Source organism: Metabacillus idriensis (assembly GCF_050483325.1).
Classification (GTDB): domain Bacteria; phylum Bacillota; class Bacilli; order Bacillales; family Bacillaceae; genus Bacillus_P; species Bacillus_P idriensis_A.
The window spans coordinates 1-18,773 of sequence record NZ_JBCMYF010000042.1 but is presented as its reverse complement, the minus strand read 5'-3'; the positions used below and the strand labels follow the sequence as shown (position 1 = coordinate 18,773).

General features: G+C 40.9%; 20 protein-coding genes. 18 read left to right on the top strand and 2 right to left on the bottom strand.

The genetic code is table 11. The features are described from left to right. Positions 1 to 38 precede the first annotated feature (38 nt). From ABEQ24_RS22290 to ABEQ24_RS22240, 11 genes are all read left to right on the top strand, one after another. The gene (locus ABEQ24_RS22290) at positions 39 to 305 is read left to right on the top strand and encodes a phosphocarrier protein HPr (protein ID WP_029281636.1); all 267 of its coding nucleotides are present in this window, start codon (positions 39 to 41) and stop codon (positions 303 to 305) included. Continuing rightward, positions 305 to 2,020 (top strand): phosphoenolpyruvate--protein phosphotransferase, encoded by a 1,716-nt coding sequence (gene ptsP, locus ABEQ24_RS22285; RefSeq protein ID WP_430008800.1) that lies wholly within the window; start codon positions 305 to 307, stop codon positions 2,018 to 2,020. Before ABEQ24_RS22290 ends, ptsP begins: the two co-directional genes overlap by 1 nt. 148 nt (positions 2,021 to 2,168) lie before the next feature. Then, positions 2,169 to 3,707 carry an ATP-binding protein gene (locus tag ABEQ24_RS22280; RefSeq protein ID WP_430008799.1) on the top strand — a complete coding sequence of 513 codons (1,539 nt, stop codon included), beginning with the start codon at positions 2,169 to 2,171 and terminating at the stop codon, positions 3,705 to 3,707. A 39-nt stretch (positions 3,708 to 3,746) separates the two neighbouring features. Continuing rightward, positions 3,747 to 3,989: a transcriptional regulator SplA domain-containing protein gene (locus ABEQ24_RS22275; protein ID WP_070876746.1), complete on the top strand. Its 243-nt coding sequence runs from the start codon at positions 3,747 to 3,749 to the stop codon at positions 3,987 to 3,989. A gap of 44 nt (positions 3,990 to 4,033) precedes the next feature. After that, the gene (locus ABEQ24_RS22270) at positions 4,034 to 4,258 is read left to right on the top strand and encodes a hypothetical protein (RefSeq protein ID WP_430008798.1); all 225 of its coding nucleotides are present in this window, start codon (positions 4,034 to 4,036) and stop codon (positions 4,256 to 4,258) included. Positions 4,259 to 4,480: 222 nt separating this feature from the next. Continuing rightward, positions 4,481 to 5,509 carry a spore photoproduct lyase gene (gene splB, locus ABEQ24_RS22265; protein ID WP_430008797.1) on the top strand — a complete coding sequence of 343 codons (1,029 nt, stop codon included), beginning with the start codon at positions 4,481 to 4,483 and terminating at the stop codon, positions 5,507 to 5,509. A 113-nt stretch (positions 5,510 to 5,622) separates the two neighbouring features. Beyond that, positions 5,623 to 6,408, top strand: coding sequence for an SDR family oxidoreductase (locus tag ABEQ24_RS22260; protein ID WP_430008796.1), 786 nt, complete (start codon positions 5,623 to 5,625; stop codon positions 6,406 to 6,408). Between the two features lie 77 nt (positions 6,409 to 6,485). Continuing rightward, positions 6,486 to 6,959 carry a hypothetical protein gene (locus ABEQ24_RS22255; protein WP_430008795.1) on the top strand — a complete coding sequence of 158 codons (474 nt, stop codon included), beginning with the start codon at positions 6,486 to 6,488 and terminating at the stop codon, positions 6,957 to 6,959. Continuing rightward, on the top strand, positions 6,956 to 7,456 hold the full coding sequence (locus ABEQ24_RS22250; RefSeq protein WP_430008794.1) for a hypothetical protein: 501 nt from the start codon (positions 6,956 to 6,958) through the stop codon (positions 7,454 to 7,456). The genes ABEQ24_RS22255 and ABEQ24_RS22250 overlap by 4 nt, the downstream gene beginning before the upstream one ends. A 27-nt stretch (positions 7,457 to 7,483) precedes the next feature. Further along, the gene (locus tag ABEQ24_RS22245) at positions 7,484 to 8,359 is read left to right on the top strand and encodes an NAD(P)-dependent oxidoreductase (protein WP_430008793.1); all 876 of its coding nucleotides are present in this window, start codon (positions 7,484 to 7,486) and stop codon (positions 8,357 to 8,359) included. After that, complete coding sequence (locus ABEQ24_RS22240) at positions 8,347 to 8,844, top strand: GNAT family N-acetyltransferase (RefSeq protein ID WP_430008792.1); 498 nt, start codon at positions 8,347 to 8,349, stop codon at positions 8,842 to 8,844. The genes ABEQ24_RS22245 and ABEQ24_RS22240 overlap by 13 nt, the downstream gene beginning before the upstream one ends. Before the next feature lie 140 nt (positions 8,845 to 8,984). On the opposite strand, the gene ABEQ24_RS22235 is transcribed toward ABEQ24_RS22240, so the two are convergent. Further along, positions 8,985 to 9,743, bottom strand: a complete 759-nt coding sequence (locus ABEQ24_RS22235) for a CAP domain-containing protein (protein ID WP_430008791.1) — start codon at positions 9,741 to 9,743, stop codon at positions 8,985 to 8,987. Positions 9,744 to 10,126: 383 nt separating this feature from the next. Between ABEQ24_RS22235 and ABEQ24_RS22230 the strand changes: the two genes are divergently transcribed. The 4 genes from ABEQ24_RS22230 (at position 10,127) to ABEQ24_RS22215 (ending at position 15,335) form a co-directional block, all read left to right on the top strand. After that, positions 10,127 to 12,244: a peptidoglycan D,D-transpeptidase FtsI family protein gene (locus ABEQ24_RS22230; protein WP_430008790.1), complete on the top strand. Its 2,118-nt coding sequence runs from the start codon at positions 10,127 to 10,129 to the stop codon at positions 12,242 to 12,244. Between the two features lie 104 nt (positions 12,245 to 12,348). Continuing rightward, the gene (locus tag ABEQ24_RS22225; protein ID WP_430008789.1) at positions 12,349 to 13,008 is read left to right on the top strand and encodes a carboxymuconolactone decarboxylase family protein; all 660 of its coding nucleotides are present in this window, start codon (positions 12,349 to 12,351) and stop codon (positions 13,006 to 13,008) included. Positions 13,009 to 13,061: 53 nt separating this feature from the next. Continuing rightward, positions 13,062 to 13,235, top strand: coding sequence for a hypothetical protein (locus ABEQ24_RS22220; RefSeq protein WP_165970935.1), 174 nt, complete (start codon positions 13,062 to 13,064; stop codon positions 13,233 to 13,235). A gap of 270 nt (positions 13,236 to 13,505) precedes the next feature. Continuing rightward, positions 13,506 to 15,335 carry a PAS domain S-box protein gene (locus ABEQ24_RS22215; protein WP_430008788.1) on the top strand — a complete coding sequence of 610 codons (1,830 nt, stop codon included), beginning with the start codon at positions 13,506 to 13,508 and terminating at the stop codon, positions 15,333 to 15,335. Between the two features lie 54 nt (positions 15,336 to 15,389). Here the strand turns inward: ABEQ24_RS22215 and ABEQ24_RS22210 are convergent, their stop codons facing one another. After that, complete coding sequence (locus ABEQ24_RS22210) at positions 15,390 to 16,541, bottom strand: aminotransferase A (protein ID WP_430008787.1); 1,152 nt, start codon at positions 16,539 to 16,541, stop codon at positions 15,390 to 15,392. A 143-nt stretch (positions 16,542 to 16,684) separates the two neighbouring features. Here ABEQ24_RS22210 and corA point away from each other — a divergent pair, with 143 nt between their 5' ends. The 3 genes from corA (at position 16,685) to ABEQ24_RS22195 (ending at position 18,544) form a co-directional block, all read left to right on the top strand. Then, entirely contained in the window at positions 16,685 to 17,656 is a 972-nt protein-coding gene (gene corA, locus ABEQ24_RS22205; protein WP_430008786.1) for a magnesium/cobalt transporter CorA, read from the top strand. Between the two features lie 70 nt (positions 17,657 to 17,726). Continuing rightward, a complete protein-coding gene (locus ABEQ24_RS22200; protein ID WP_430008785.1) occupies positions 17,727 to 17,915 on the top strand; it encodes a hypothetical protein in 189 nt (62 codons plus the stop codon). Positions 17,916 to 17,989: 74 nt separating this feature from the next. Beyond that, a complete protein-coding gene (locus tag ABEQ24_RS22195; protein WP_430008784.1) occupies positions 17,990 to 18,544 on the top strand; it encodes a TIGR00725 family protein in 555 nt (184 codons plus the stop codon). Positions 18,545 to 18,773: the final 229 nt, after the last annotated feature.

Below are 18,773 nucleotides of genomic sequence, written 5' to 3'. Positions count from 1 at the left end.
TACGAGCTTTATTTAAATATGAAGGAGATTGATTAATTATGGCAGAGAAAACATTTAAAGTAACAGCAGAATCAGGAATCCACGCACGTCCGGCTACAGTGCTTGTTCAAACAGCAAGCAAGTTTGATGCAGATGTGAACTTAGCATATAACGGCAAAACAGTTAACTTGAAATCAATCATGGGTGTTATGTCATTAGGTATCGCTAAAGATTCAGAAATCACGATTTCTGCAGCTGGTTCAGACGAAAACGATGCAATCGCAGCACTTGAAGAAACAATGAAAAAAGAAGGCTTAGGCGAATAATGCTCGAATTAAGAGGGATTGGAGCTTCAGCTGGGATCGCGATTGCAAAAGCTTACCGCTTAGAAGAACCAGATCTCACAGTATCAAAAAAAGAAGTGGCAGATAAAACTGCTGAAGTCCTTCGTTTTGATGAAGCCATCCAAAAATCAAAATCAGAGCTTGAAAAAATTAAAGAGCATGCATTCAGAGAATTAGGTGCAGACAAAGCTGAAATTTTTGAAGCTCATATCTTAGTTTTAAGCGATCCAGAATTACTTAATCCGGTTAAAGATAAAATCAGCAGCGAAGCAGTTAACGCTGAATTTGCAATGAAAGAAACAGCTGATATGTTTGTAAGTATGTTTGAGTCCATGGACAACGAATATATGAAAGAACGTGCAGCTGATATCCGTGACGTAACAAAACGCGTGATCGGACATTTGCTTGGCGTTGAAATTCCAAACCCGAGCATGATTTCTGAAGAAGTGATCATCGTTGCCGAAGATTTAACACCTTCTGATACGGCTCAGCTGAATCGTCAGTATGTATTAGGTTTTACAACTGATATCGGCGGCAGAACATCACATTCAGCAATCATGGCGCGTTCAATGGAGATCCCTGCTGTAGTAGGAACGAAAACAGCCACATCCGACATCAAAAATGGCGATATCGTCATCGTTGATGGAATCGATGGAGATGTAATCGTAAACCCTTCTGAAGATGTTATTGCGGGGTTTGAAAAGAAAAAAGCTCAATACGAAGCACAAAAAGCGGAGTGGGCGAAGCTTGTAAATGAAGAAACGGTAACAAAAGACGGACAGCACGTTGAGCTTGCAGCCAATATCGGCACGCCTGACGATGTTCGCGGCGTTCTTGAAAACGGCGGAGAAGCAGTTGGTCTTTACCGTACAGAATTCTTATACATGGGCCGCGATCAGCTTCCGACAGAAGATGAGCAGTTCGAAGCATACAAAGCGGTGCTTGAGCGCATGGAAGGCAAGCCTGTTGTTGTCCGCACCCTTGACATTGGCGGAGACAAAGAGCTTCCTTACTTGAATCTCCCGAAAGAAATGAATCCATTCCTTGGTTTCCGTGCGATTCGTCTTTGCTTAGAAGAGCAGGAAATCTTCCGCACTCAATTGCGTGCATTGCTTCGTGCAAGCACATTCGGCAACTTGAAGATTATGTTCCCGATGATTGCGGTTGTGGACGAGTTCAGACAGGCTAAAGCGATTCTTTTAGAAGAAAAAGCGAAGCTTGTTAGTGAAGGCACTGATGTTTCAGACACTATTGAAATTGGAATGATGGTTGAAATTCCTTCAACTGCCGTTCTTGCAGATCAATTTGCTAAAGATGTTGATTTCTTCAGCATTGGAACTAATGACCTTATTCAATACACAATGGCTGCTGACCGTATGAATGAGCGTGTTTCATATCTCTATCAGCCTTATAATCCTGCTATTCTTCGTCTTGTGACGCTTGTGATTGAAGCAGCTCACAAAGAAGGCAAATGGGTAGGAATGTGCGGAGAAATGGCTGGCGATCCGCTTGCGATTCCAGTGCTTCTTGGTTTAGGCCTTGATGAGTTCTCTATGAGCGCTACATCAATCCTCCCGGCACGTTCACTTATTAAAAACCTTTCAAAAGAAGAAGCAGCAAGCTTCAAAGAAGAAATTCTTTCTATGAGCACAACAGAAGAAGTTGTTGAGTTTGTAAAAACGAAGTTCAATCTTTAAGTGAGAAAAGACCTGCATATGCGGGTCTTTTTTTGTGAAAAAAGGACTTTTAACCCACTTTTTATTATTGGAATCAACTAAATTTTCACATGTTTTACCCTTCTGTGATAAAATAGTCTCGAATGCAGAAAGAATGGGGAAGATTTTTTTGGAACGGAATGAAAATCAAGTTGTCCGGAAAAAGCTGCTGCTTCAGTCAATGTGGCTGATCTTTATCCTGGACGCACTGTTTATTTTATTTATTGAGAAAAGTTATAAGTATTATCCAATTGTCATCGTATTCGCAGGAATTCTTTTAGGTTATACAATCATGCTCCGTTTCATAAAGAAACATTCTTTTTTTGTATGGAGTTCTCTTGCCCTTATATACTGCTATTTATTTGCTCTAAATTCCTTAGATCCCTATATCGTCAATTTCATCTTCTTGCTGTTTCCCGTTATTTTCAGTGCTGTATTTCAGAAAATGACCTACGTGGTTATTACAGGGGCCGTAACAATCTGCAGCCAGTTTTATTTTTTCCTCGGCAGCTACGAAATTATTTCGACCTCCTTTGAGAGAATAGACGTCATGTATTACGTCTTCTTTGCCATTATTATTGTCGTTATCCTTTGTTACTATATTAAATTCATCAATTTTCTATGGGAGAAAGTTCAGCGTCAAAATGAGATCATCTCACAAAACCTGAGAACGACAGAAGCCAAATTCGACCTGATTTTTTCACAAAGCCATGATGCGATTGCCATAGTAGAGCCTGATCATACTGTCAGAGGAGTGAATCCTGCGTTCATGAAATTATACGGATGGAGTGAAAGCGACATTGCGGGAAACAAATATCCTTTTCCGTCCGGGAGTCAATCAGGATTCACTTCCAGAAGAGACAAGACAAAGTCAGGCTCTGTAATAGAAGTGGAGGTAACAACAACTCCGCTGTACAGCCATGAAAACCAATTGATCGCTTATTGTGAAATGATTCGGGATGTGACTGAAAAAAGAGCGGAAGAGGCTGCTCTGTTTCAGCAGGAAAAGCTAAAAGTAGCAGGTCAGATGGCTGCAGGGGTTGCACATGAAATCAGAAACCCCCTTACCGTCATTCAAGGTTTTCTTCAAATGATGGATGAAAAAAAGGAAATCATAGATCCTCATTATACAAAAATCATGCTGGAAGAGCTGAAGCGCATGAACAGTATCGTCAGCGAATTCATGATTCTTTCAAAGCCGCAGGCCGTTCATGAAAAAGAAATAAATATGAAAAAGCTCATAGATTCAATGATCCGTTTTTTCGCAACCGAAAGCGCGCTTAAAAATGTTGCCATTGAATTCAGCTGCATTGAAGAACTTCCTCCTGTTAAAGGAGATGAAAATCAGCTGAAACAGGTGTTAATCAATTTGCTGAAAAATGCATTTGATTCCATGTCTGATGGAGGAACGATTGCTGTAGATGCTCATGCTGATCATGATGATGTCAAAATTACCATTACTGACCAAGGGCCAGGCATTCCAGCAGATATGATCAGCCAAGTAACAAAACCATTCTTTACCACAAAAGAAAAAGGAACAGGCTTAGGCCTTGTCATAACCGAAAAAATCCTCCGCCAGCATAAGGGAAACTTAACAATCTCAAGTCAAAAAGGGGAAGGTACAGCCGTCCTGATTACTTTTCCAGTATCACATTCATTAAAAAGGTGAAACTAACTTCATCATACGCAAAAGAAAGGTGATGCAATAGTGGAAAAGAAAGATGTAAATGCAGGGGACAAGGTATATGTCATCTACCGAAATCCGCATGCTGCAAATGTAGCCAATATACAGGAAGCTGAAGTGGTCGATCATCCGACAGAGCCTGGGCAAAAAGCTTTGTTTATCCATGATTCCTATCATTTATTAGATGAAGAAGACGCTATATTTCCATCTTACTCAGAGGCGGAAGTTATGTATAATAAGTTGTTTGATTATGAACAGTATGAGTAGTTAACCTCCGCGGCCTCTGCGGAGGTTTTTAGTAATGACGGTGTGTGGGATATTTATGGACAAATTATCTGACTGATCCTAAACAGCCTTCAAGCGCTGAACAGCCGGTTAAGCATATTGTGGTGGTGTCAATCTCCATCGCTCTGGCTCTTCGGCCAGAACGGATCAGCAAGCATTGGCAAAAAGCGCCTTTACTGGCTGATCCTTATCTGTCTGTCGGAGCTGACCAGTCGGCTCCGCTTTTCGTGGTGTCCAGCTCCACCTCCTAGCTCCTCGGCCAGAACGGCTCCGCCAGTAAAGGCAAAAAGCGCCTTTTCTGTCGGATCCTTATCTGTCTGTCGGATCCTTATCTGTCTGTCGGATCCTTATCTGTCTGTCGGAGCTAAACGGGCGATTCCGCTTTTCTGTATAGGAAATATTTAAAAAGCATACGAACCATTTCCGAAACAAATCTTAAGGATATACTGTTTTGAACAAAAGGAAGTGACTATATGGTAAAGCCATTTGTGCCGCAGCTTGTTTATATTGAGCCGAGGGCGCTTGAGTATCCTCTTGGAGTAGAGCTGAAAGAAAAATTCGAAAAGATGGGTCTTGAAATCAGGGAAACGACTTCACATAACCAGGTCCGGAATATTCCAGGGAAAAATGATCTGCAGAAATACCGAAATGCAAAGTCCACTCTGGTTGTAGGGGTGCGTAAAACGCTTAAATTTGATTCTTCCAAACCATCTGCTGAATATGCAATTCCTCTTGCTACAGGCTGTATGGGGCACTGTCACTATTGTTATCTGCAGACCACAATGGGTTCAAAACCTTATATCCGCACATACGTGAATACAGAAGAAATTTTTCAGCAGGCACAGGAATACATGGAAGAACGGAGCCCCCAGATTACCCGGTTTGAAGCTTCCTGTACGTCTGATATTGTTGGAATCGATCATTTGACTCATTCGCTGAAAAGAGCGATTGAATTTTTCGGGAATACGGATATGGGCCGCTTGCGTTTTGTTACAAAGTTTCATCACGTTGATCATTTGCTTGATGCCGATCATAAGGGTAAAACTCGTTTTCGTTTCAGCATCAATGCGGATTATGTAATAAAGAATTTTGAACCTGGCACCTCACCGCTTGATAAGCGTTTAGAAGCAGCTGTCAAAGTAGCAGGGGCAGGATACCCGCTCGGTTTTATCGTAGCGCCTATATATATTCATGAAGGATGGCGCGAGGGATATTACGAATTATTTTCTAAGCTTAATCAGCTTCTGCCACCTGAAGCCCGTGATGACATTACATTCGAAATGATACAGCACCGGTTTACTAAACCTGCCAAACGAGTTATTGAAAAAAACTATCCGAAATCCAAACTTGAAATGAATGAAGATGACCGCCGCTACAAATGGGGAAGATACGGAATCGGCAAATACATTTATCAAAAGGATGAGGAAGCGGATTTAAGAGAAACACTTGAGACCTATATTGATGACTTCTTTCCAAATGCGAAGATTGAATACTTCACCTAAAAAACAAGGGGCTTTTGCATCCCTTGTTTTTTTTATTTTCTGAATCCTTATTGGAGCAAAATACAGCCAGTCCTGTTACTATAAAAATAAGAAATAATAAGGGAGTGTTAGTAATGGAACTCGGATTAAGTGGAAAAGTGGCACTTGTTGCAGCATCAAGTCAAGGATTGGGCAGGGCTATTGCTGAAGAACTTGCAAAAGAAGGCGCTCATGTCATGATAACAAGCAGAAACCCTGATAAGCTGCATGAGGTGAAAGAAGAACTGTCAGAAAAATATTCAGGCCTTGTTGAATATAAAGCTTGCGATTTATCGAATGCAGAGGAGATTAACCAGCTCGTAGAAGAAACCGTGAAGCGCTTTGGAACCATTGATTTGCTGGTGAACAATGCAGGCGGTCCTCCTTCAGGGCTTTTTGAACAAATGAGTGATGAGGACTGGCAAAAATCGTTTGAATTAAATCTTTTAAGCCATGTTCGGCTGATTCGGTCCGTCATTCCTTATATGAGGGGCAAAGGCGGTAAAATTGTCAACATCGCGTCGTCCTCCGTAAAAGAACCAATACCCGGATTAATCTTATCGAATACATTCCGGCTTGGAATTGCCGGGCTTACAAAAACTTTGGCAACAGAGCTTGCTCCCTATAAAATTTTGATCAATACAGCGGCACCAGGGAGAATTGCCACGGACAGGGTTGCTTCTTTAGACAAGTCAGCAGCAGACAAACAGGGCATCAGCGTCAATGAGGTGGAAGAGGAAGCGAAGCGGAAAATTCCTTTAGGACGGTACGGAAAACCGTCCGAATTTGCTGCGTATGTTCTTTTTCTGCTCTCAGATGCCAACAGCTATATCACAGGCCAGACACATTTAATTGACGGAGGAATGGTGAAATCCGTTTAGGCACTTAAATCTGTATATAAATAGCATGCCGGAAGTACACTAAACCAGAGAAATTAAAGCTAAGGGTGGCATAAACAATGGCGATTGTCTTCGCTGTGATCTTGGTTTGGTTTGCAATTCATTTATATGTGTATTTTCCAAAAAAATTAAATCAGTTAGAATCCGTCTTCGTTTTTATGATTTTGTCCATTGCAAATAACGCCTTTTGTTCCATCATCACTGTGAATTTGGGATGGGCATCGGCTTATGAAACCCCAACTGCCTTAACGGTCATTATTTTACAGAGAATTATCATTATTCCTTGTCTGTTTCTCATGATCGTACATGTGAATTTTATGTTGAAAAGTACAGCCGCAAAACTTGTCCTGCTGCTCTTTTCTCTTGCTTTGATCATATCAATGGAGGAGCTATGTTCTTATTTCAGCGTAATGAACTACGAAGAAAATAGATGGCTGATTCCTGTTATTCACTCAGCTTTGCTCTTTTTTTCAGGGATTTTAAGTCTTCGCATATTCCGGCAGATCCTGAAAAAGGGGGTCACTATGAGATGAAGGATTTCATAAATGAACTCTATATTATCACGACATTAGCGGCAGGATTATTTTTGGTTGTTAAGCTGCCGAAAAAGTTTCCGGCGGCAGTTACAATTCTTATTTTCACATTCAGTGCCTTTATTGGACTGACGGCAGACCATATTTTAGCAATTCCGCCTTATGATATTTATGATGTAAATGATTCTCCGAAATTTGAGGTCTGGGATTTTATTTATTACAGCATGTATGGTTTTTTTGGCTATTTTTTTCTGTATCTCTATCAGCATTGGAGAATCAGGGGCATCATTACGATTGCCTATATCATTATCTGGTCGGTGTTTTCTGTCTTTTATGAATGGATTGCTGTTTTAGTCGGTATTTTTGATTTCAGCAAAGGCTATAAAATGCAATACTCCTTTCCGGTTTATCTTTTTATTCAAACATTCTTTATTCTATTTTTTCATTTTGTCATCAAAGAATATGATAAGCTAAAAGAAAAGTCTTCCATCGTTTAGATGGCTGTTTGATTGGAGAGGATCTGCATGACTGAGAAAAAAGGTGCAATCGGTTTTATCGGAACTGGTGTAATGGGGAAAAGCATGGCAGGGCATCTGCTGCGCGACGGATATCCGGTCTTTGTCTATACAAGAACGAAGGAAAAAGCAGCTGAATTGATAGAAGCAGGAGCAGTGTGGAAAGAAACAATCGAAGAGCTTGCTTCACAATCGGACTATATTATAACAATGGTCGGCTATCCTTCTGATGTAGAAGAAATTTATTTAAGCGAAAAAGGCATTTTGCGTTCTGCAAAAGAAGGGGCATATGTCATTGATATGACTACTTCAAAGCCTAGTCTTGCAAAGGAAATTTATGAACTTGCCAAGCAGCGCAACATTCATGCCTTGGATGCACCTGTTTCAGGCGGGGATGTAGGGGCAAGAGAAGCAAAATTATCCATCATGGCTGGCGGAGATCAGCAAGCGTTTGAAGCCTGCATGCCGATTTTTTCTGTGATTGGACAAAATATTGTTTATCAGGGAGGATCAGGCAGCGGGCAGCATACAAAAATGTGCAATCAAATTGCAATTGCAGCAGGCATGATTGGTGTCACTGAAGCGATTGCTTATGCGGAGCACGCGGGTCTCGATCCTGAAAATGTCTTAAAAAGCATATCTGCAGGTGCAGCAGGCAGCTGGTCACTGAGCAACCTTGCTCCGAGAATGCTGAAAGAGGACTTTGAACCAGGATTCTATGTAAAGCATTTCTTAAAAGATATGGGCATTGCCATTGAAGAGGCGGAAACGATGAAAATGGATGCGCCAGGCTTAACCCTCGCTCATTCTCTTTACACGGAACTTCAGAAAAAAGGCGAAGGGGACAGCGGAACACAGGCACTGTACAAGCTATGGAAATCGTAATCAGAAAGCTGCCTGGCAAGAGTAGAGCAGCGATGGATCTTTTGCTCGAGGCGGATCCTTCTGAACAAAACATAAAACGCTATCTCAAAAAAGGGTTCATTTATCTTGCGGAGCATGAGATGAAAACAGCAGGAGTGATGGTGCTGATGCAGATTGGAGATTCATCTATGGAAATAATGAATCTTGCGGTTGATAACCATTTTAGGGGAAAAGGGATAGCGAAAAAACTGATTGCTCATGCAAAGCAAATATGTGCAGCCCAAAAGATCGGCATCCTTGAGATTGGGACAGGCAACTCAAGCTTAGATCAGCTTGCCCTCTATCAAAAATGTGGATTTCGCATGGAAAAAGTGATTAAAAATTACTTTATAGATCATTACGAGAAACCTATTTATGAGAATGGAATCCGGTGCATGGATATGGTCAGGCTAAAAATGAACATAACAAACGCTGAAGGCCCTTGGTCAGATCAGACAGTCAAATAAGGATCTAGAAAGGAAAGGCAGATTTGTTTTAGCCGGGAATTTAGGCCGATGGATCTAGATGCCGAAGCGCAAAAAGGTATTTTTTAACACTAAAAAAAGATAGCTAGAATTCTCTAGCTATCTCGTAATATGAAAATCTATTATTTACCGATGAACATTTGAGTCCAGTAGTTGCCTTCAGCTACATGGCCTACACCAATGTGAGTGAAGTCTCCGTTCATGATGTTTTTACGGTGGCCTTCAGAATTCATCCATGCTTGAACAACTTCTTCTGGTGAAGCTTGTCCTTTAGCAATGTTTTCTCCAGCTGTAGTGTACTCAACGCCAAACTTCTTCATCATGTCAAATGGTGATCCGTAAGTTGGGCTGTTGTGGTCAAAATAGTTCTTGCTTTGCATGTCTTTTGATTTTTCTTTAGCTACTTTGCTTAATTCTTCATCTAATTGAAGTGGTTTTAAACCTTGTTTTTCACGCTCTGCATTTGTTAATTCAACTACTTTTTTCTCGAATTCACTTACAGAAGCCTGTGTTTGCTCTTTTTTTGGAGCTGCTTCTTTAGAAGCTTCTGGCTGAGTTTGCTTAGCTGGTGCCGGTGCTGCTTCTTGTTTTGGAGCTTCAGCTTGCTCTTTTTGTGGTGCTGGAGCTGCAGATCCGCCTTGCTGTGCTTTAAATTGGTTTAATTGCTGCTCAACCATTTTTTGAAGCTCAGGATTGTTGATGTTCTTTAATAGCTCTTGTTGCTGGCCTTGATTTAAATTGCAGTTTTGACCGGCAATTTGGTAAGCTTTAACTTGCATATTTGATTGCTGCGGAGCTGCTGCATCTGCTGATGGGCCCCCAGCATTGAATGTGAAAATAGTGGCTGCTGCCGCTACTGAAAGTACGAAAGATTTCTTCATGAAAAAATTCCTCCTAAGAGTTTTTTTGTGTGTTTCTTGCTACAACAACATCGTAACATACGTTTTTCGTAATATATCAGCCATTGCTTTCCATTGACAGAATATAGTCTTTTATTCTATGTAACTTACACAAAGTAAGCGTTAACAAACCGTTATTATCACTAGATTTATAGCATCATGAATAGAATGCTCCTCACGCTCTGCCGCCAAAAAAACTTCCTATTTATATCCAGTGGTACTAACTTTTTCATTGAATTGTTTCTTGACATAAATTTAAGTCCCTTTTTTATGTAACAAGTATTACACAAGTGTTACAATAGAGTTTGAAAAACGTTAAAATGATCTCATAACTTATGGATCGATTTTGAAAGGGGAATAATTCGTTGACTGAGCCAGGTAATAGTCAAGCTGATCTGCGAAAATTGAAGAAAACACGTTTAATCAGGATCAATGTATTCTTTTTCTTTGTGTTTCTTTTATTCGTAGCGCTAATCATTCGGCTGGGTGTTGTTCAAATTGTTCAGGGTGAGGAATTTTCAAAGGAAGTCAGCCGCACTGAGTCAAACTATGCAAGCTTTCCTGCACCGCGAGGAAAGATGTATGACCGGAACGGAAATGTTCTTGTTGAAAACATTGGTGTTGAAGCCATCACATATACAGTAGAAAAAACAACGAAAGCATCAGATAAAATTGAAACAGCAAAAGTACTAGCATCACTTATTGAAATTCCAACTGAATTTTTAAAAGACAGAGATTTAAAAGACTATTGGGTCGCTGCAAATCCTGAAGAAGCAGCAAACCTTCTTAAAGAGAAGGAAAAAGAAAAGAAAGGGAGCGAAACGTATCAGCTTCAAATTGATCGTGTCCCTGAAGCAGAGCTGAACAAATTAAAAGGTGATAAAAACGAGCTTGAAGTTGTGGCCTTATATACACGTTTCTCGGCTGGCTATGCCTACGAGCCTCAGATTGTCACTGCTACAGGTCTGACAGAAGGCGAAGAGCTGACAAAAGAAGAACTGACTCGTGTAGCAGAAAATCTAGAACTTCTCCAGGGAATCGATGTCATCACCGACTGGAAGCGCTCCTATCCGAATGGAGACCTATTAACGGGTATTTTCGGAAGTGTTACGACTCCTAAACAGGGAATTCTGGAAGCAAGAAAGTCATATTACACAGCGCGCGGCTATGCAAGAAATGAACGCGTAGGCCGAAGCAATCTTGAATATCAATATGAAGACTATTTGAATCCGCGAAAAGCGAAAGTGCAATATGTAACCGACAGCAGCGGCAAGGTCATTTCAGAAACGATGATCGATGAAGGCCGGCGCGGCTATGATTTGAAACTGTCATTTGACCTTGAACTGCAAAAGCAGCTCGATACGATTGTCGAAGAAGAGCTGAGAGTAGCTCGGGGGAAATCGGGAAATCATCTTGCAGACAGAGCATTTGCCGTGATGATGGATCCAAATACGGGTGACGTTCTTGCAATGTCAGGCAAGAAGTATGATTTTGAAGACGGGAAAATTAATGACTATATAATCGGCAATTTTACTTCACAGTATGAAATAGGATCTACTATTAAAGGAGCTACAGTTTTAGCGGGATACCAGAATGGAATGTCTCGTGGAACTGTTTATAATGATACTCCTATATATTTAAAAGGAACTGAACCTAAAAAATCCGTGCGAAATATGGGACCTGTAAGTGACATTACCGCATTAAAACGCAGTTCTAACGTTTATATGTTCCGGATTGCAATGGATATTGCGGGAGAGACGTATGTTCCAAGAGCACCATTCAATGCTTCCTCAAGCGATTTCCAAAAAATGCGGAATTATTACAGTCAATTTGGTCTGGGAGTTCCAACAGGTATTGACTTGCCTAACGAAGCAACAGGACAGCAAGTAACACCGCCAAACCCTGGTATCCTTTTAAATATGGCTATCGGCCAGTTTGACACGTACACACCGCTTCAAATGGCCCAGTATGTTTCAGCCATTGCTAATGGAGGTTATCGTGTAGAGCCGAGAGTCGTCACAAGCATTCATTCTCCTGTAGAAAATAATGAGCTTGGATCAATCGTAACCGAGCATGAAACGCGGATTTTAAATCGCATCAATAATTCAGAAGAAGACATCCGTCAAGTTCAGCGCGGATTTGAAGCTGTTACGCAAACTGGTGGCACAGCAGCAGGCATCTTTGGCAAATATGATGTGGCCGGAAAAACAGGAACATCACAGACAAGCTATTATGGAGAGCAGAGCAAACGCGCATACTGGGGAACAGAAACAAATAACCTTGCGTTTGTAGGATACTATCCTGCCTCAAAACCTGAGGTCGCAATCAGTGTAATTGTTCCTTATACAGGAAAAACAGCTTCACATCCTGTAAACAAATACATCGCAAAACGGGCAATCGAAGCATACGCAAACCTTGAACCAAAAGAAACGAATGCTGTACCTGAACAACCTGCAAAAACCGGTGAAAACACAGAAGAATAATTAAGACTTGAGCTTTCCTTTTTTAGGGAAGCTTTTTTTAATTTTATGAGTAACCCATTATATAGTAGGAAAAAATAATCTCATCATCAGAAAAGAGGGATAATATGGGGTTTTACTCTATTGAAAATATCCAGCTCATGAAGAGATTTCCCGAGCTTGCGCCTGAGCTTTATCAATCGTATCTTGCCTTCAGCAAAGCGGTTTTAAGCGAGGGGCATTTAACAAGAAAGGAAAAAGAAATCATTGCAGTTGCTGTATCACATGCAACAGAATGTCCTTATTGCATTGATTTCCATACAAAAAAAGCGAAAAAAGCAGGAGCATCACTCGAGGAATTATTTGAAGCTGTCATGACTGCAGCTGCTATTGAAGCAGGCGGCGCTTATGCTCACCGTACTCAGATGCACCGTGCTTACGACGGCAAGCTCGCAGAATCATTTTACAGCAGAGATGATTTAGCAAACATCCATACATTACAGGACCTTTCTCCTGAAATTCAGCAGACAGCAAGGGCATTTTTTTCAAAAGCCTCAGAAGAAGGAAAGCTTACTGCTAAGCTGAAGCAATTAATCGCGGTTGCTGTTGCCCATACTTCTGAGTGTCCATATTGCATTGCTGAACATACCGCAGAAGCCAAAAATGAAGGCTGTTCAAAGGAAGAACTGGCGGAAGCCGTTATGACTGCTGCCCTGCTCAGATCAGGGGGAGCTGTTACTCATGCTGTAAATATGATGCAGGCTTTTGAGCAGAGCAGTGAAGAATAGCCGCACCATGAGAGGAAAACACTAAGAATAATCTTTGATGAGGAGTGAATGAAATGTCAAAAACGAACAAAAACGATGCAAATCAAAAAAACAAAAAAGGGTTCGACTCAAGTAAAATCGACTCTGAATTCAGCGGTGAATTCGGAAGTGCAGCAGCCAACCTTGCCCATAAAGAAAAAGCAAAAAAAGAAAAAGCAGCCAAAAATTTTGGCGAATATAAAGAATAAAACGAGACCGGGACATTCCCGGTTTCATTTATTTTCACCCATTAACGAAAAAAATTAACTTTTTAAGGAAAAAACAGAGGAATTTTGGATTAGAAAATCGAATTTTGTTAAGTAAAATCGAACGTTCTGTAGACGAAGACTATCCTCATTGAAAGACTGATCTGCACGTAATTCCTCGTCATTTCCGCATTACGCTCATTTTAGCCGGTCAATCCCAACAGCAGGTACGTTTAATAACATGTGAAGAGAACATAAAAAGGGGGGCAATGCATGAAACAAGAGACAGAAGCCGAATATCAAGTATTGCCGCAGGCTGAATTATTTGCAGTGATGAATGAAAATGGGAGATTCCAGTTTATGTCGCTGAATTGTGAAGAGCATCTCGGCTTCACCAGTGCAGAATTTATTGGTACTTCCATGAAGGAATATGTCCATAAAGATGATTTATTTTTAGTTGAAAGCTATTTTTACAACGAACACCACCTCCATCCATGCACGTTTCGTTTTTTAATGAAGAATGGAACGTTTATTTGGCTTGAAGCAACGGTTGATTTTATTAAAACTTCTGCGAACCAGGAAAATCAAATCGTTCTTAAAATCAAATTGCTTAAATCCGGTGAACAGGAGAACAAGTCAAAACCTGTGCAGCTGAATAATCCGTTACTAAGCGATGAAGCAACAGAAATAAACATATATGCAGAGGAATTGCTTAAGAGGATGCCCTGTCCCTTATTTATCTCGCAAAAAGGCCAGTTATGCTATGTGAATCAGGCTCTGATCGATTTGCTTGGGGGCACCTCAAAGGAAGATTTGCTTGGGCTTGATGTACTCGACATTATCGATCATGACTACCATGATATTGTCAAAAACCGCATTCAAAGAATGCAGAGGGGCTCGTATGTGGGACTTATTGAACAAACGTGGAGAAGACTTGATGGTACTCCGGTCGAAGTGGAAATCAAAGCAGCACCCACGCAATTTAAAGGCCAGCCGGCAGAGCTGGTTGTTCTTATTGATATTTCATCCAGAAAAAAATTTCAGAAAATCCTGCAAAAAAGCCGGGAGAGGTATCAGCTTCTCATTCAAAACTCCATTGATACAATTGCCGTCATACACCGGGAAAAATGGGTGTTTATCAATGAATCAGGCGTAAAGCTTTTTGAAGCAGATGATTATCCAGATATGCTCGGGAAAAGCATCTTTTCCTCCCTGGACCCTGAATATCATGAGCAGGTCAAAGAGAAATTGCATAATATTGTCCAATTAAGAACGGATGTTGAAGTAACGAAACAATCATGGCATACATATAAAAACAGCACAATCTATACTGAAATGGTCTGTATCCCAACTACTTATTTCGGTGAACCTGCTGTACAGGTTATTTTAAGAGACATTTCCGACCGGAAAAAAGCAGAAGAGCTGATGCTCCGTTCTGAAAAGTTGTCCGTCGCAGGCCAGCTTGCAGCTGGAATAGCCCATGAAATCAGGAATCCCCTGACAGCCATCAAAGGGTTTCTTCAGCTAATGCGTTCTGCAGGAAAAGGGGAAGAGACTTACTTTGATATTGTTTTTTCTGAATTAAACCGGATCGAACTCATTTTGAGCGAACTGCTTATGCTTGCAAAACCCCAGGAAAGGATATTAAAGGAAACGAATTTATTAACGCTGATTGGGGATGTTGCAACCCTGCTTGAAACTCAGGCAATCATGAATAACGTCATGATTGTGCAGCAGCATCCGCATCAGGATCAGATGTGGATCAATTGTGATCAGAATCAAATCAAACAGGTTTTTATCAATTTAATGAAAAATGCAATTGACTCTATGCCAAAAGGGGGAAAGGTAACATTGTCCTCCGTTAAAGAAGGCGATAATATTCTTGTTCATGTAATCGACGAGGGTGAAGGCATTCCGCCGGAAGCGCTGAAAAAAATAGGGGAGCCATTTTATACAACCAAGGAAAAGGGAACAGGCCTTGGGTTAATGATCACATATAAAATTATTGAAAATCACAAAGGGACTATATCCATTGAGAGCGAGCTTGGGCGGGGCACGGTCTTCACACTGAAGCTGCCATCGGCTGAAGCCGAAAAAAACTAGCCGGCGAAGCACTTAGAGCATTCGCGGGCTAGTTTTTATTAGGGGATAGACAGCCTATTTTAACGAAATCAAATATTTTTCCATTCTATTTAGTGCCTGCTCAAGCTGCTCATAGCTGCACGCGTAGGATATTCTGATAAATCCTTCCCCAAACTCTGAAAATGCGGAACCGGGTACGACCGCAACTCCTCCATCTTTTGCCAAAGAATATGCGAAATCGAATGAAGAAACGTTAAATTGACGGATGCTCGGAAAGATATAAAAGGAACCATCGGGTTTAACGGTTTGAAGACCCATGCTTATTAATCTTTCATACACATAATTCATCCGTTTTTCGTACTCCCCATTCATCGGAACCGCATCATTGATTCCTGCAGTAAGTGCCTGAAATGCCGCTTTTTGAGAGATAGAAGAAGCACAGGATACGTTATACTGATGTACTTTTAAAAGATGCTTCGCAACTTCTGCCGGAGCAAATAAAAGACCGATTCTAAATCCTGTCATACTGTGGGATTTGGATAATCCATTAATAACTATGGTCTGCTTCGGCAAGTAATTGGCAATCGATTTGTGTGTTCCGTTAAACACTAACTCACTGTAGATTTCATCTGATAAAACAAAGATATCTCTGCCTCTGATGACATCGGCAATCTTCTTCAGCTCATCTTCATGCAGCGTCACTCCCGTGGGATTTGAAGGATAAGGAAGGACAATGCAGCGGGTTTTTTTCGTTATTTTTTGTTTGATTAACTCAGCAGTTAACCGGAAATCATGTTCTGCTGTATCGATATGAACTGGCACAGCCCCGCAAAGGGAGATGATGGGTTCATAGCCCGGATAAACGGGCCCAGGAAGGATAACTTCACTGCCCTCTTCAAGAATGGCTCTAAAGGAAATATCGATCGCCTGACTGGCGCCTGTTGTGACAATAACTTCATTTTCAGGATCATAGACTAAGTCATATTTCACTTTGAGGAATTCAGCAGCCGCTTTTCTGAGTTCAATATACCCTGCATTATGAGTATAAGTGGTGAAATTTTCATTTATTGCTGCAACTGCGGCTTCTTTTACATGAGCAGGGGTAAAAAAGTCAGGCTGGCCGATTGTCAGAGAGATGGTGTCTTCAAACTGCGAAACCATATTGAAAAACTGCCGTATTCCTGAAATTTGAATATTTTTCACGTTGTTATTTATGAGATGTTCCATCTTGTTCATCCTTTTTATGTAGTTATTGTTCCATCATACACAATTCCTTCGCCTATATCATCCTTTCTTTCTTTGTTTAGGAACATAGAAGAGGGGGAATAGAAGAAGAATAAATTCAAAGCAAACAGAAAAGATGTGACATTATGATACGTACACTTGCCGTTCAATCGTCCGGAGCCGTTACTTATGACCTGCCGTTAAAAGAATTGAAAAACCCTGATATCAAATGGTACTGGGTGGATTTTCAAGATCCAACAGCAGAAGAAATTAAGCTGCTAAGCAAATTTTTTAAATTTCACCCGCTTGCCATTGAAGACTGTGTCGAATTTGTTCAAAGACCCAAAATTGATACATATGATACATACCTATTTGTCGTCATGCATTCCATTCATCAAAAAACGTTAGAAGCTGAAGAACTGGATCTTTTTGCAGCCAAAAATTATGCAGTAACTTTTCATAAAAAATCAATTCGTGATTTGAACAATATATGGTTCAAACTTAAAAAAGACAATCTACTTCAGGAAGGCGGGCCTTCGCTGTTAATGCATCAGCTGATGGATCAGCTTGTTGATGAATACTTTCCGCCCGTATACCAGCTTGAAGATCAATTAAATGAAATAGAGGAAAACACTAAAGACTTGACAATAAGTGAACTGATGGAAGGCGTTTTTGACATCCGGACAGATCTTTACAAACTGAGAAGAACGATTATTCCAATGCGGGATTTATTGTATCGTATGATCAGCTCAAATGGTTTAAAAGTGTACATTAAAGATGAAATTTACTTTCAGGACATTTATGACCATCTTTTGAAATTAGTTGAAATGATCGACGCAAACCGTGAACTTAGTGCGGATATACGCGACAGTTATCTTTCTATCAGTTCTGACAGAATGAACAGGGTTATGATGACATTGACTGTCATATCGTCTATCTTTCTTCCGCTTACGTTTATTGCAGGACTCTACGGAATGAATTTCCAATACATGCCGGAGCTGACCGGAAAATATAATTACTTTATTGTCGTTGCCATCATGGTATTAATTTCAGCAGGCATGATTTACTTCTTTGCCAAGATGGGCTGGTTCAGATATCACAAAGGGACAAAACTATAACAATGCCGACATAATTCTCGATGTGCATTCGAATTCTATTTTATAGAATGAAAGCAACCGGAGTGATTCTATGCAAATTGATGAAACGCTGCTCACAGATAAAGAAATTCAATTAGTGAAAAAATTGAAGGAGGAGATGTTCTTTGCCATATCCTACGAACATCTTGCCTTCTATAAAAATGAAATAAATGCCATTATCGATCAAGCCTCAAGAAGAAATTCGTTTTTGATGAAAGTAAATAAACCAAGCTGCCTATAAGGCAGTTTTTTTTTGAGAAAAATTCAGATTATACATAGTATAATAAAGGAAAAGATTGAAAAGGCGGGATAAGCGTGAAGAGAATAGCTGTGATCGGCCAATCTGGAGAAATTCCCGAAGACATTCAATTAATAAGTGAAGAAGTTGGGGCAGAAATAGCGCAGAGGAATGCCGTGCTGCTGACTGGAGGCGGCAGCGGAGTGATGGAAGCTGCATCAAAAGGGGCAAAACAGGCCGGCGGACTTGTAATTGGCATTCTCGCAGGAGATGAAACACATGTTGCAAATGACTATCTGGATGTTCCCATCACAACCGGCATGTCTTTTGATTACCGAAGCCTGGTATTAATTCATTCATCAGACGCCCTCATTATGATTCGCGGCGGTAACGGTACGCTTGGAGAACTCTCTGCCGCCTATATGAACAAAAAGCCGGTTGTCGTCATCGAAACATCAGGCGGTTGGGCGACCAAAGTAAAAGAAGTCGCTTTTGAAGGTGCCTATCTTGACGAGAGAAGGACCGTCGAAATTCATTATGCAAACACAGCAAAAATGGCAGTAGACAGAGCATTCCTGCGAATGGAACATCCTCTTGATGAAGGGAAAAATACCGGTATCATTGGAGATTAAAAAATCAGACCTTGTGGGGGTCTGATTTTTTTCGTGGATTGAATTTTTATTTCTGCCGGAGACTGAACAAACGGTTCCGCATTTCGTGGTGTCCAGCTCCATCCCCCAGCTCCTCGGCCAGAACGGATCCGTCTGTAAAGGCAAAAAGCGCCTTTTCAGCCAGATCCTTATCTGTCTGTCGGAGCTAAACGGGGGATTCCGCTTTTCGCGGTGTCCAGCTCCATCCCCC

Coding starts and splice junctions, on each gene's coding strand:
- ABEQ24_RS22290 (WP_029281636.1), top strand. CDS start 39: ATGGCAGAGAAAACATTTAAAGTAACAGCAGAATCAGGAATCCACGCA.
- ptsP (WP_430008800.1), top strand. CDS start 305: ATGCTCGAATTAAGAGGGATTGGAGCTTCAGCTGGGATCGCGATTGCA.
- splB (WP_430008797.1), top strand. CDS start 4,481: ATGGTAAAGCCATTTGTGCCGCAGCTTGTTTATATTGAGCCGAGGGCG.
- ABEQ24_RS22260 (WP_430008796.1), top strand. CDS start 5,623: ATGGAACTCGGATTAAGTGGAAAAGTGGCACTTGTTGCAGCATCAAGT.
- ABEQ24_RS22255 (WP_430008795.1), top strand. CDS start 6,486: ATGGCGATTGTCTTCGCTGTGATCTTGGTTTGGTTTGCAATTCATTTA.
- ABEQ24_RS22250 (WP_430008794.1), top strand. CDS start 6,956: ATGAAGGATTTCATAAATGAACTCTATATTATCACGACATTAGCGGCA.
- ABEQ24_RS22245 (WP_430008793.1), top strand. CDS start 7,484: ATGACTGAGAAAAAAGGTGCAATCGGTTTTATCGGAACTGGTGTAATG.
- ABEQ24_RS22240 (WP_430008792.1), top strand. CDS start 8,347: ATGGAAATCGTAATCAGAAAGCTGCCTGGCAAGAGTAGAGCAGCGATG.
- ABEQ24_RS22235 (WP_430008791.1), bottom strand. CDS start 9,743: ATGAAGAAATCTTTCGTACTTTCAGTAGCGGCAGCAGCCACTATTTTC.
- ABEQ24_RS22225 (WP_430008789.1), top strand. CDS start 12,349: ATGGGGTTTTACTCTATTGAAAATATCCAGCTCATGAAGAGATTTCCC.
- ABEQ24_RS22220 (WP_165970935.1), top strand. CDS start 13,062: ATGTCAAAAACGAACAAAAACGATGCAAATCAAAAAAACAAAAAAGGG.
- ABEQ24_RS22215 (WP_430008788.1), top strand. CDS start 13,506: ATGAAACAAGAGACAGAAGCCGAATATCAAGTATTGCCGCAGGCTGAA.
- ABEQ24_RS22210 (WP_430008787.1), bottom strand. CDS start 16,541: ATGGAACATCTCATAAATAACAACGTGAAAAATATTCAAATTTCAGGA.
- corA (WP_430008786.1), top strand. CDS start 16,685: ATGATACGTACACTTGCCGTTCAATCGTCCGGAGCCGTTACTTATGAC.
- ABEQ24_RS22200 (WP_430008785.1), top strand. CDS start 17,727: ATGCAAATTGATGAAACGCTGCTCACAGATAAAGAAATTCAATTAGTG.